The following is a 12,630-nucleotide window of genomic DNA, read 5'->3' as shown; positions in this document are numbered from 1 at the left end:
TAAGTTTCACTGCTGGTGTAACTCAGTTGGTAGAGTAGCTGATTTGTAATCAGCCTGTCGCAGGTTCAAATCCTGTCACCAGCTTTATTAGTATAATTTTGATAGATATAACTATCTACAAATCACAAGCTCTATGTTGACGATCGAGCAAATTGAAGCCGCTATCCTGGATCTACCACCAGATAAGTTTCATCAACTTGTGGAATGGTTTTTTGAGTTGGATTATCGGCGTTGGGACGTGCAGTTAGAACTAGATATTGCTGGCGGTAAGTTGGAAGATTTAGCCCAGGAGGCGATCGCAGATTTTGAGGCGGGGCGCTATCGAGAAATTTGATGCACTACACGACTCGTCGATTTTGGGAATCTACAACGCTTTACCTGAAACCGTAAAGCTTTCAGCCGATCGATGTTACGAATTACTCAAAGCCGATCCAACTCATCCATCGCTGCATTTCAAAAAAGTCGGCAAGTATTTGTCAGTCAGAGCCGGACAAGACTACCGAGCTTTGGGTATAGGGATTGAGCAGGGTATTTTGTGGTTTTGGATCGGCGCGCACACAGAGTACGATCGGCTTATTAGCTAACAGTAACATCAATTTTACCTAACGCAGTGCAGGCTGTTTTCAACCATTCAATTGTTGCTGCATCAAGTACGGGTTCCAGTTTCTCGACTACCGAAGCGTGATAATTATTCAACCACGCTAGTTGAGTCTTTGACAGTCGATCGACATTTATCAATTTGCGTTCAAACGGAATATACGTCAGCGATTCAAATCCGTACCAAACCGAACCGTTTTTTGATGGCATTTCCCTGACAACATAGAGATTTTCAATGCGAATTCCGCCCCATCCCGGTTCGTAATATCCCGGTTCGATGCTCGTTACCATTCCGGCTTCTAGGGGATACTGCACAGATTTGCTGATGCCATTGGGTCCTTCGTGACCGGCTAAAAACGCGCCGACTCCGTGCCCTGTACCGTGTCCGTAGTCGAGTTGTTCTTGCCATAATACCGCACGGGCGATCGCATCTAATTGCGCTCCCGTTGTGCCTTTGGGGAATTGCTGCATTGCACAGTTGATGTGCGCGATTAAGACTGTTGTGTAGTGTTCTATTTGTAGCGCCGTCGGTTCTCCGATACTTATTGTTCTCGTATCGTCGGTTGTACCTGCTAAATATTGCGCGCCTGAGTCAAGCAGCAGCAATTCTCCGGGTTTTAAGGTGATTTCTGGGCTGGGGGTTCCGTAATGTACGATCGAGCTATTGGCTCCCGCACCTGCGATCGTTCTAAAAGTTAAAGTCTGAAAATCAGTTTCTTCCTGGTAAAATCTTTCGATGCTTTCTTTGACATCAAACTCTGTCACTACCTTACCATTTTCTAGCTGTTCTGTCAACCACTTTAAAGTCAAAGTTTTAGCTCGACTTGCTTTGAAATTGGCTGATTTCATCTGCTCAATTTCTACGGGATTTTTGCGAGCTTTCATCCCTTCCACCGGATGTGTCTCAAAAACTATTTCGATGTTGTATAACTGCGCTTCTTCCTGGTTTAAGATTAACTGGTACGTGCCTGCTGTGCTGTGTTTCGGATCTAAAAGTACCCGAACTTTATTTGGCAAATTTACGCAAGTTTTTAAGGTATGCGGATAGTCTGCGTAGGGAAGCAAAGTTACATCCGCCCGCAATTCTTGCTTAATTTCTAGTGAAATTCGTTCCGTATTTGTAAACAAAAACGCTGAATCTGTGGTGACAATGGCATAGGATATGAAAATGGGAATGTGGGGAATATCCGAGCCTCTGAGGTTGAACAGCCACGCTATTTGATTGAGGTTGGTAATCGGAAGCACATCGATGTTGGCTTTTTGCATCGCTTCCCTGACTCTGGCTAATTTTTCGGCAGCGGTTTCTCCTGTCAGGGATACAGGTAAGCTAAATATGGGCTCTGCATCAATCGCGGGTAAAGTCTCTGCTGTTTGCCAAGGAGTTTGCGATCGCACTTTGTCTGTCAAATTCTCCCGGATTGGTATGAGTTGAATCTCCGCCGTTGCAAATTTTTTCACCCAATTTTGATATTGCTCTGTCGCTACGGTAAACGGGTCAAAACCCATGCGAATTTTCCTTGATTTTTCTGCCGATTCTACAGCCAGCTTTTCTAAAGTTTCAATTAAAGTTAAATTTCCTTCTAAGCCGACTTTCGATATTTGAATAATTCCCGTATCGACTTGCAATTCGGCTTGTTCGTAATAGCGGGAATCCACAAACAACCAAGCGGAATCTTTGCCAACCAACAAATCGCCGGCGGAACCCGTAAAACCGCACATCCAAGCCCGCCGCTGCTTGGCTGCTGGAACTGATAAATTTAAGTGTTCGTCAACCGCTGGGATGAAATAGCAATCTAAGTCGTAATCTGCCATCAAATCGCGCAAGTCTGCCAGTCTTGCAGCGGAGGTATCTTGAATATTTGTATTTGCTTTCAAGTTAGTGGCAACCATTTTTAAATTTCCTATTTTACTTGTTTAAAATTGTCTTCAAACCTTTAACTAATCTCATAATACCTGCGGTGGCGTTTGCTTTTTCCAAAGCACCGTAAGCCACCCGCAAATAACAGCCACTATCCATGCCAAAAGTAGTACCGGGAAGCACTGCTACGTGATATTCGCGAATTAATTGTTCGACTAATTCCATTGTATCGAGTTCAGTATCAACTTTCAAGAAAAAGTAGAATGCTCCAGCGGCTGGGGAAATCGTACACAAGTTTTGGATGGTATTGAGTTCGTCTAATACGAGTTGGCGCACAGATGCGATCGCCCTTACATAATTATCGCAGTAACCTCTACCAGCTTGCAAGGCTCCCAGGGCTGCATACTGAGAAATTACCGGCGGACAAATTAAGATTGTATCTTGAATCTTTCTCACTGAAACGAGCAAGTGTTCTGGTATTACCATATACCCGATCCGCCAACTCGCAAAACCGTAGGCTTTGGAGAGGCTAAACAGAGAAATTGTATGTTCGCTGCTGTTGGGAAAAGCGGCGGGGGAATAGTGTTTTACGCCGTTATAAGTAAAATATTCGTAGGCTTCGTCGCTGATGTGATAGATGTTGTGCTGGCGGCAAATTTCGTTAACTTCTCGGAGTGCTTCAAAAGGATAAACGACGCCTGTTGGGTTGTTGGGTGAAACGGTGACGATGGCTCGCGTTTTGTCGGTAATTGCTTTTTCTATACCATCGATATTAAGTTGATAGTTGGCGTCGGTTTCTACTATCACTGGTCGGCAATTTGCCATAATTGCCGCCATTTCGTGGTTAAAGTAATAAGGTGATTGGATAATAACTTCGTCTCCCGCCGAGGTGATGGCGAGAATGGCGTTGGTAAATCCCATATTGCTACCGGCGGTAACGACAATGCAGTTTTTGCTGTTAATTTCTATGTCGTTATCTGTTTTTAGTTTAGCTGCGATGGCATCTTGTAATTGTGGAATTCCTTCCACGGCTTTGTATTTGTGATTGTCGGGATTTGCGAAGAATTCGGGTATTTTGTCAAATGATTCTTGTGGCGGATTGTAGTAAACTACGCCTTGTCCTAAAGATATCGTGCCTGGATTTTGGCGGATCAGTTCACCAACTACTGGAATTATTGGCGACTGTACCGATTGCATTCGAGTCGGGTGATTTTTTATCATATATTATAGTTGTAGGGCCGGTTTAGTGATAATGTACGTCCTTAAGCTAGTTTACTATTTCACGCACGCGCCTCTCAGTTCAGGCTCTATGTATTTCTATTTTAGAACCTTGGGGTGATTTAGAAACTTTAACTTGTGCGGGCAATCTTTCGCCCAATTCTCGAACGTGGGTAATCACTCCAATCAGCCTGTCTCGCTGCCGCAAAGATTCTAAAATTTGAGTAACGCTTTCGAGAGTTTCGGTATCTAAAGTACCAAATCCTTCATCTAGAAATAAGCTGCCCAAGTGAGTTCCTTGAGACAGCTTTTCTGACAAAGCTAAAGCCATTGATAAGGAAGTGGCAAAGGTTTCGCCACCGGAAAGAGTACGCACTCGTCTAGCTTCGCCGCCGTTCCAATTATCTGCTACCCAGTATTCGCCGTCTTGGTTTATTAGTTTGTAGCGATTTTCGGTTAATTCTTGCAAAATTAAGGTGGCGCTGCCGACTAATTCTGCTTCTAAATGTTCTAAAATGTATGATTGAAATTCGTTGGATTTGAGGTTCTGCGCTAAGGTGTGATAAGTTTGCTCTTGTTCTGTGAAATTTGTGATTTGCTGTGACAGTCTTTCGGCTTGTTCGAGATTTTGGGCTGCTACTTGAATCCAAGCTAACAGTTCGGCGCGGTTGTTGTTGGCTTGTTTGAGGTTTTCTTGGGCGGTATGTTTTGCCGATCGCACTTGTGCTAAATTATTCTCATCGGTAGTTCTGCCTGCGATCGCCTCGCTCAAATCTTTCGCCCGCGTCTCTAACTGAATTTTTGATTCGCGGTGAGTGCGAATAGCATTTTCCCATTCTGATTGTTCCTTAACTGTCGCAACCGCTGATAAAAATGTCTCTTCTATGAAATCAGCCGCTGTTAATTTTGCTGACCAATCGAGGTTTAGCTGTTGTTTCTGGGCTTGGGCTTGTCCAAAAACTTCTCCAGCTTGTTGCTCTCTCTCTGCTGCTTGAATAACCTTATTTTGAGCAGTTTGATAGGATTTTTCGGCAACTTTCAGCAGATTTGCCAAGTCTTGCTTGTCCTGTTCTAAGACTTTTGCTAAATTAGCATAAGGTTGATATTCGGTAATTTGATAAAGCGCATTTACACAACTTTGCAACTGCTGCTGGCGACGGTCTGATTCGGCGATCGCATCTTGATATTCCTGCTGTTTAGCTGCTTGAGTCGCCACCGCAACATTAAATCTTTCCTGAAAATTATCATATTCCAATGAGGCCAGTTGGAACTGCTGCTCGGTTTCGCGGTATTGGCGATCGCTCTCTTTAAGGATTGCCAACTCCTGCTGCAACCCCAAGCTTTCCCAAGAAGGAGTTTCCAGAACTTGAGCTATTTCCTGCTGCAATTCGGCAACTCTATTCGCAGTTAATTCAAGCATCTGAGTAATTTCTGACTCTTTTTGCAGGCAGGCTGAAACTGCACTTTTTCCCTCAGCCGCCAACCTTTGAGCATCTTGAAAAACCTGATTTGCTGTCGCCAATTTCTGCCGCAAACCAGCGACATCGACAATATTAGAATTCTGCAAAGGAGGGAGGCTCTCGCTCTCAGGATGCACCCCCCCGCACACCGGGCAAGTATCGCCCGAATTCAGAGACATTCTGATAGCAGCAACACTCTCTAAACGTGCCGCTTCCGCATTAGCGGTTTCCGCCTCTTCTAACTCGCGGGCGCACTCTTTTAGCCTGAGTTCAACAGCTTCTAAATTAGTGGTAACCTCCACATATTTTTTTTGAGCTTTTTCCTTCTCTGCCAGACATTTATCCAACTGTTCTTGCTGAGTCTTTTGCTGCTTGGTAATTAGCTGAAGTTCCATCAATAAGGGTGAAATTTGCTGCAATTGCTCTAAACGCTTTCCTCCCCGCGCATACTGTTCGAGTTGTGCGGCTGCTTGAGTAACTCGAAAACCCGCACCTTGAATTTTAGTGTTAGCAGCTTGCAGGTCTTTATCTGCTGCCATAAAAAAGCGGAGTTTTTCCTGTTGGATTTTTTGGGCAAGGGCCACTTCTTTTTCTAATTGAGCGCGCTGTTCTTCATATACTTTAGCAGCAGCTAGAGCATCTTCGCGAGCCTTAATTTGTGGCGCTAGCACCTCTTCTTTCGCTTTTGCCGCGTCAAGTTGCTGCTGCTCTACTGCCAGCTCAGAGCGAGCTTTAATTAACTGCTTTCGCGCTGCCACCGAGGCACTTTCGGCAGTTTCATACTGACTGCGAGCCGCTCGCACTAAAGCCCAATCTCCTTGTAAATGATTGGCAGCTTGCGCTCTTTCTAAACGCTGTGCTAAAATTTTCATCTCAGCAGAATTAGCATTTAGTTTAGCTAGTTGTTGTTGCAGCTCTTGCCAGCGAGCAATTTGCGAAAATAGCTGTTCCTCTTCATCTAAATCCTTCTGAGCTTTCATAACGGCGCGATCGAACTGGGGCAACTGCTGCTCTAAAATCAAAAGTTGCGATCGTCTTTGATCCACCTCATCCGCCGTCGGCGCACTCAACTCAGCTAGCTGCCTTTCCACCATTTCCCGTTCTTGTTTCAGCAACTTTGCGAGTTCATTTGTTTCCTTCCGCATCTGCTCAAAAATCTCAAATCCCGCTAGCTGCCGCAAAATTTCCCGGCGTTTTGAAGTATCCCCTTTAATAAATTCATCAAACTTGCCTTGAGGCAGAACAATTGCTCGCGTAAAAGTATCAAAATCCATTCCTAAAATCTGTTCAATGGTATTTTGAACAGCAACGATACTCGTCCCCAAAGTTTCCCATTGACCATTTTGCCAGTTTTCCAAAATCACCTTATTTTCGGGAGATTTCGGACGAAAACGCCACCTTCGCGTCACCCGATACTGTGCCGAACCCACAGCAAAACGCAACTGCACTTTTAAATTTTCGCTGCCTTGACTTGCCAAATCACTGACTTGTTTGCCACTGCGGGTTGTCGTGCCAAAAAGAGCGTAAGTCATGGCATCTAACAGTGAAGATTTGCCCGCGCCTGTAGCACCAGTAATTGCAAACAAATCGAGTTGAGAAAAATCTAAACGCTGCTCCTGGCGGAAGCTGGTAAATCCTTCGAGAATAAGTTCGAGTGGACGCATACTGATTTTAAATTTTAGATTTGGGGTTTTAGATTGTTATATTCAGGTCTACTGTCTTCCTTCTACAGTCTTCCTGATCCCCCCTAACCCCCCTTAACAAAGGGGGGATAAGAGTATTATCAAAGTCCCCCGGGAGGAGGATTTAGGGGGCTCTAGACTCAACTACAAGCGACATTGAGCGTGGGTTTCAGTCTTAAAACTATTTGAAATTTTAGATTTTGGATTGTATCTTTTTACCCGTTTAATTGTTAACTGTTTCCTTAAACTTCTTGTACAAGTTTTGAAATTCCTCCAATACTGCCGGTTTCGGTGTCGTTCCCAAGCGGTTTTGATAATAGTTGCAAAACTCTGTTGCCGGATCGAAATTATTGGGATCGATATTAGTTATTTCTGTTGCTTCTAGCGCTGCATCTGGATAGCGCGGTTCAATTAACAGCGCTTGAGAACAAATTTGGCGCACTCGATCGGCAAGTCCGATTTGCGGACTGTCCAGTTCGACAATTACTTTCAAGAAACCCGGATGATACTGATGAGCTTGTAAAGTTTGATCAAGATTGTCGTTATGACATTTAAGCACTTTTAAGGGCTTGTGGCAAGCCACAGGCTTAAATTCTACCTTTGCCTGACTTCCCGGCTCAACTTCTATCAAGCAAAATCCTTTTTCCTGTTCCGCTTCTCCAAAATCTAACTGAATCAAAGAACCGGAATAATAAGCGGGAGAAGTCTCAGAAATTCGCTGGTGAATGTGGATGTGTCCGAGGGCGACATACTGAGCTTCCGGCGGCAGAGTTTGCGATGAAAGCAGGTATTTTTCTCGCGTGTAATAAGCGACTTCGGATTTTGCCAATCGAGCGCCGTCAATGCTCATGTGTCCCATGAGAAAATTGACAGTATTGTCTCTAAAATCCCTGGTTAAATCTTCGAGTAAATATGCTACTATTTCGCGGTAATCTTTTCGGCGGTCGGCATCGCCAGACTGCCAGAGAGAATTAGCATCTAACAGTCTTTGTTCGGAAGCAAAAGGCATCGCTCCCACACAAAGTTTACCGCTTTTTGTATTAAGAGTAATCGTGCCGCCATCTGCCGATCGCCTGGGTTTGCCTAAAGCGCGCACACCGGCGAGGGAAAGCAATTGCGCGATGCTGTCGATGCGGGATGCGGAATCGTGATTACCCGCGATCGCAATTGCGGGAATTCCTGCCGCTTGGAGTTCGCAGAAAAAGTTATAAGCAATGCGTTCGGCGTAAGCGGGAGGGTTGGGTACGTCGAAAATGTCGCCCGCAACGAGCACAGCATCGACATCCAAGGCTTTTGCTTGCTTCAAAATCTGTTCCAGGGCGATCGCAATTTCAAAAGTGCGATCGATTCCTCTAAAACGTCGCCCTAAATGCCAGTCAGCAGTATGAATTATTCGCATAGTACGAGGGGTATTTTGTTTATTTTCAGAGAAATCTGTAACTTTTTAATCTTCCTCATTTTCTTGAATTGCTGTTTCAATCTCATCAGGATATGCCTCAGCATAAGTAAAAGCATTCACCAAATCTGCTGCACAGAGATCGGGATGACCTTCTAAAATATGAGCATCGGTGGCATCTTGACGGCGATAGCTTATTAACAACCAAACAGGAATCCGCGTTTTTCGGATACAGGCGGCACCACCCATGACACCGGGAGTCTTTTGAATTCCATACCCAAGGTATTCTATCATTTCTACTCACTCCGAAGGACGGTTAACTCGAATCAGTAAACTTCTCACTGATTCTCGATTAGCAATAGCTTCCTTAATGCGTAAAGCCAACAAATCCCTATTTTAATCATCTTTACAAACAATGATACCAGCATGGTCGGGTTGTAATGTATGCAGCCTGATAAAATGACGGCGATTGAGCGTTAAAATAGCGCGGTCAATACTCACTGCAAAAGCTAACACTTCTTCATCAGGAATTTTTTGATTAGCATTTCCTGCTTCCTGTAGGGTAAGGACATCGTGACCTAAAGGCCTCAACAATTCCACAACCCGCTTCGGAAATTGTTTGTCTGCATAGAAACGCGCCACTTTTCAATCTTCCTCATTGTCTTGAATTGCTGTTTCAATCTCATCAGAATATGCCTCAGCATAAACCCAAGCATTCGCCAAATCAGCGGCACGCAGAGTCGGATAGTCTTCTAGGAGTTCAGCTTCAGAAATACCTAAACGGCGAGCATTCACCAGCACCCAAATAGGAATTCGCGTTTGTCTGATGCAAGCATCGCCGCCGCACACGCCGGGAGTCTTTTGAATTCCCGACCAAAATTTTCTTAAACTTTGGGCTAGTAATTCTATAGCTTGAGCCTTCTCTTCGGGAGTTAAAGCCAAGAGTTGCGGTTGCAACTCTTTCAGTGTCGTATTTGTAGTTATTGAGTTCATAAATATTAATTTTTTTTGACCATACAGGTATTCTAGCACTGGCTAAATCAAAACTTTCATTCCACAGGCTTCACATCGTGAAACTGAGTATAATCAACCACCCGCCCTCCCGTCGCCGATTTCAAAAGAATATCTACAAACCGCATATTCCACATGATTTCAGAGGCTACAAAAGAATGTCGCGCGTGAATATTTTGCGAAACTGTTTCGTCTATTCCTGTTAACGTAATTACAATTTCCGCTTGCTGTTCCATCAAGTCTTGGGCAGTAAGTTGGTACAAAGGACTGCTCTCATCAATTGCGTGCATAACCGTCCAAGTTAAGGCAAAAATCGGAGAGTGACTCCGCACCAATTGCAAATCGTAAAAACGTCGCATATATTCTCCTTCCGCTGTTACCTCGTCGCGGATCAAAGTAGCTCGCTGCTGCGCTTCTAAAATTTGGTTGAATCGCTGATTTCCTGTGCGGTACATCAGAGTTGGAACGCCGTTGAAGGGAGCGATTACAGCTACGCGGCTGAAGATAACTCTCGCTGTTGGTCGAGAAAATCTCGAAAAAGCCAGTCCCGTAATCATCGCGACTCCCCACAAACCAAAAAGCGCCTGGATCGCGACTATAGTATTAGCGTAATCCGTGCGCGGATACATGGCGCCGTAGCCGATTGTCGCCATTGTTTGCACGCTGAAATAAAAGGCATCTTTGAAAGAACCAGGCCGTGCATTAGCAATGCAATCTCCTCCCGCCAAGTAAGCTAAGGCAAATAAAGAATTCGTGATTACATACGAGAGACAAATAAGCATGAAAAATTGAGGCCAAGAAAGAGCTAACAGCCTGTGGTAGAGGTCGGCAAAATGCAGGCGAGGTACTCCCAACTTGACAATATTTAAGCTCAATTGTCCTTTTCGACTAACTAAACGAGCCTGTGGCTGGCGGTTGCGGTTGATTTTCATTGCGATTTGTAACTGCGGCTGTTTCAATTTGTAACTATTGCTTTGAGTGGGAAAACTTATCCTTTAGACTGATGTCTGATTCCAAAAATTCAGATAAAACGGGAGTTTAGAAATGGTTGAGCTTAACTGGCATGACTATCTCGTTATGGTTTCTTTTGTGGCTTCTATTGCGGGTCTAGTCCTGCTGGGCGATAATCGCAACTCGCCACCTACGGACGATCACACTTTGAGCGAAGAAATCCTAATCAAGATGAGCTTTACTTACTGGATAGTCTACTGTATCTCTGTTTTCGGGCTGAAACTTCACCTACCAGAGGAAAGCTGGTTATTGCTCAGTTTGAAGCTGACTACTGTTCTTTCTTACTTGTTGACTGCTTCTAGCATACTCAGCCTGCCGCTACAACGCATGGCTGTCCGACGAGTTGAAGATTAAAAAAAAGTGTTTGTAGTGGGGACTTCAGTTCTTTCGATCGCGGTGAAAAAAAACTAAAGTCCTGACTGCAAAGCTATTTGAGTTATATTAGCAGACACAAAATAACTGCTAGCTGGGAGCTTGTTTAATTGTTCATTATCTGAGGGATGCAGGCTAACGCGCCCAAAATGGCTGCGATCGATCGCACTCGTACTTAAAATTGCCCTTCTGTTCCTGCCTTCCTTTGACTGCCGCAATCTCAACGATTATCGGTTGGCGAAGCGGGCGGGTTAGCACATAGCATGAGGTGGAGTTAGTGAGCCGCCTACACTGTATGCGATAGCAAAGCGTGTAGGGGTATGTCACGAAATCGGTTGCTCAGGATTTAAAGCCTTTAGAGCTTTTCTTTTTCTCCTGCGGTTTGGACTTTGACTTATTAACTTCGCCTAAAGCTTCCTGAAATAAGTTGTGCAGGTGCAGGGGAACGCTGGCAATTTCCGGGAGTTCGGGTTCTAAAGGTTTTTTAAACTCTTGCAGCAGGGCATCTAAATCGCGATCGAGCTGAAAATTATTCCGCTGCAATACAGTTTGCAAAAGTTGTTCTAATTTCGCTGGATTAACTTTAGCTAACCGTTTCCAAATCCAGGCATTAATTGCAGTATCTTCTAGATAGTTACGTACCAGCTTCTCGTAACCGGGAACGGTTGAAAAGTCTTCGGCTGCTAGCAGTGCAGTAAATTGAGCGTAAGTAGACAAAAAGGTTTGTCCCCAGCGAGGATGAGAAAGTGCTGTCACCTGTTCGGCTTTCTTGAAGCGATCGGGCAATTCGACTTTCGGCATTACCATTTTTGAGTGAGGATCGCTATCGCTCGCGACCTCAACGGAAGAAAGCTCAGCACCGGCTGCGGCTATAGCTGCTGCTTTAATTTCTTCTGCATCGACTCCCGCATCTTCAACGATATCCGCGAGAGATTTACTTTCATCAATGCCGATATCAGCTAGGCGTTTTTTAGTGATTACTTCCTGAAATTCAGCCAACTGTTTATTCAGGTGATATCCCGATAGCGTCACTTCATCACTGCCAAAAAATTCAATAAAATCTTCGTGGTACTGTTCTACCGACTCCCAAGCTTGCTCTAACAATTCCGGGGCATCGCTGTACAGGTTCTTTTTGTGATTTTGCTTGAAATTGCCGATCGCCACCGCCAACTTCGGCTTGCCCAATTTCCCCATCGCTATGGGAGGGCCCGAGAGTATCCACCAGTCATCGGTGAGAGGAGCAATCCGGGCTCGCAAGATTTCTCCTAACTTAAAGCGAGACATTTCTTGCAGGAAATTAGCGCTGTTTGGCTTGACAACGTAGTGCTTAGCCGTCAGCCAGTTCATCAGTTCAAACCTGTCGGGGGAAAGTTGAGTGATTTCAAATAAGCCGGTGAAGCTTCTGTGCTGCCAACTTTCTAGCAAGCTGCGATCGCTCTCGGTTAAATCCGGCTGACTTTCGACAAAAAAGTCGATCGGCGTTTTGTCTCCAACTTTGCCTTCGACTGTAAAACTGTCAATCACTTGATTTTGCTGAGCAATATCATAGCGCTCACCGCTCGATCGAGCTGCAGCATAAGCTTCCAAAGCTACGGCCAACTCTCCCTCAGCATCCAGCACAAAGTCAATTAAATTTTGCTTGAGTGTCCAAGCTGTTTCCAACATTTCATTCACAATTTATACCAATTTTGAATCAGAGGATTTAGATTAACAATTATCGGATTTGAGGCCACGAACGCTTTCAAGCTGCGGCTGCGATTGCTAATGTGCATCGCGAACAATGACAAAAATATGCGATCGATGCCTCAGTCCTGAATTAGTTTAATTTTAAGGCTAATAGTCAAAAAAAAATGCTAATACTCAAACTGAAGCATCCCGATTGTGTAACAAGCGTTTTTTAGAACCTGCGAGCGTCCCGCACAGCAAAGCCCATATATCTCGGTTCGATGTCTCACAGCGAACACTGCTGTGAAGGAAAAATCTTGCTGAAAAATGCGATTTCAAGTTAGCCTAAAAATACCCCTC

Annotated in this window: 12 protein-coding genes and 1 tRNA gene; 4 read left to right on the top strand and 9 right to left on the bottom strand. The window is 44.6% G+C overall.

What is annotated here, in order from left to right; genetic code table 11:
• The first annotated feature begins 11 nt into the window (after nt 1-11).
• From QT994_RS06270 to QT994_RS06260, 3 genes are all read left to right on the top strand, one after another.
• A tRNA-Thr gene (locus QT994_RS06270) sits at nt 12-84 on the top strand.
• Nucleotides 85-133: 49 nt separating this feature from the next.
• Nucleotides 134-334 (top strand): hypothetical protein, encoded by a 201-nt coding sequence (locus tag QT994_RS06265; protein ID WP_333172603.1) that lies wholly within the window; start codon nt 134-136, stop codon nt 332-334.
• Nucleotides 306-584 (top strand): hypothetical protein, encoded by a 279-nt coding sequence (locus tag QT994_RS06260; RefSeq protein WP_333172601.1) that lies wholly within the window; start codon nt 306-308, stop codon nt 582-584. The genes QT994_RS06265 and QT994_RS06260 overlap by 29 nt, the downstream gene beginning before the upstream one ends.
• On the opposite strand, the gene QT994_RS06255 is transcribed toward QT994_RS06260, so the two are convergent.
• The 8 genes from QT994_RS06255 to QT994_RS06220 form a co-directional block, all read right to left on the bottom strand.
• The gene (locus QT994_RS06255; protein WP_333172599.1) at nt 577-2,487 is read right to left on the bottom strand and encodes an aminopeptidase P family protein; all 1,911 of its coding nucleotides are present in this window, start codon (nt 2,485-2,487) and stop codon (nt 577-579) included. The two genes, QT994_RS06260 and QT994_RS06255, sit on opposite strands and share 8 nt — an antisense overlap.
• A 16-nt stretch (nt 2,488-2,503) precedes the next feature.
• Nucleotides 2,504-3,676 (bottom strand): pyridoxal phosphate-dependent aminotransferase, encoded by a 1,173-nt coding sequence (locus QT994_RS06250; protein ID WP_333172596.1) that lies wholly within the window; start codon nt 3,674-3,676, stop codon nt 2,504-2,506.
• Between the two features lie 79 nt (nt 3,677-3,755).
• Nucleotides 3,756-6,797 carry an SMC family ATPase gene (locus QT994_RS06245; RefSeq protein WP_333172594.1) on the bottom strand — a complete coding sequence of 1,014 codons (3,042 nt, stop codon included), beginning with the start codon at nt 6,795-6,797 and terminating at the stop codon, nt 3,756-3,758.
• A 241-nt stretch (nt 6,798-7,038) separates the two neighbouring features.
• Nucleotides 7,039-8,214 (bottom strand): exonuclease SbcCD subunit D, encoded by a 1,176-nt coding sequence (locus QT994_RS06240; protein WP_333172592.1) that lies wholly within the window; start codon nt 8,212-8,214, stop codon nt 7,039-7,041.
• A 45-nt stretch (nt 8,215-8,259) separates the two neighbouring features.
• Nucleotides 8,260-8,505, bottom strand: a complete 246-nt coding sequence (locus QT994_RS06235; RefSeq protein ID WP_445243876.1) for a DUF433 domain-containing protein — start codon at nt 8,503-8,505, stop codon at nt 8,260-8,262.
• Nucleotides 8,506-8,607: 102 nt separating this feature from the next.
• Complete coding sequence (locus QT994_RS06230) at nt 8,608-8,853, bottom strand: DUF5615 family PIN-like protein (RefSeq protein ID WP_333172589.1); 246 nt, start codon at nt 8,851-8,853, stop codon at nt 8,608-8,610.
• A 3-nt stretch (nt 8,854-8,856) separates the two neighbouring features.
• Nucleotides 8,857-9,204, bottom strand: coding sequence for a DUF433 domain-containing protein (locus QT994_RS06225; RefSeq protein WP_333172586.1), 348 nt, complete (start codon nt 9,202-9,204; stop codon nt 8,857-8,859).
• Between the two features lie 56 nt (nt 9,205-9,260).
• A complete protein-coding gene (locus QT994_RS06220; protein ID WP_333172584.1) occupies nt 9,261-10,154 on the bottom strand; it encodes an ion channel in 894 nt (297 codons plus the stop codon).
• Between the two features lie 112 nt (nt 10,155-10,266).
• Here QT994_RS06220 and QT994_RS06215 point away from each other — a divergent pair, with 112 nt between their 5' ends.
• A complete protein-coding gene (locus QT994_RS06215; protein WP_333172582.1) occupies nt 10,267-10,587 on the top strand; it encodes a hypothetical protein in 321 nt (106 codons plus the stop codon).
• A gap of 357 nt (nt 10,588-10,944) precedes the next feature.
• Here QT994_RS06215 and QT994_RS06210 read toward each other — a convergent pair whose 3' ends face one another.
• A complete protein-coding gene (locus tag QT994_RS06210; protein WP_333172643.1) occupies nt 10,945-12,270 on the bottom strand; it encodes a hypothetical protein in 1,326 nt (441 codons plus the stop codon).
• Nucleotides 12,271-12,630: the final 360 nt, after the last annotated feature.

Origin of the sequence: Microcoleus sp. S13_B4, from assembly GCF_036700885.1 — a bacterium.
Taxonomy (GTDB): Bacteria; Cyanobacteriota; Cyanobacteriia; order Cyanobacteriales; family Microcoleaceae; genus Microcoleus.
This window is presented reverse-complemented; position numbering and strand designations above follow the sequence as displayed.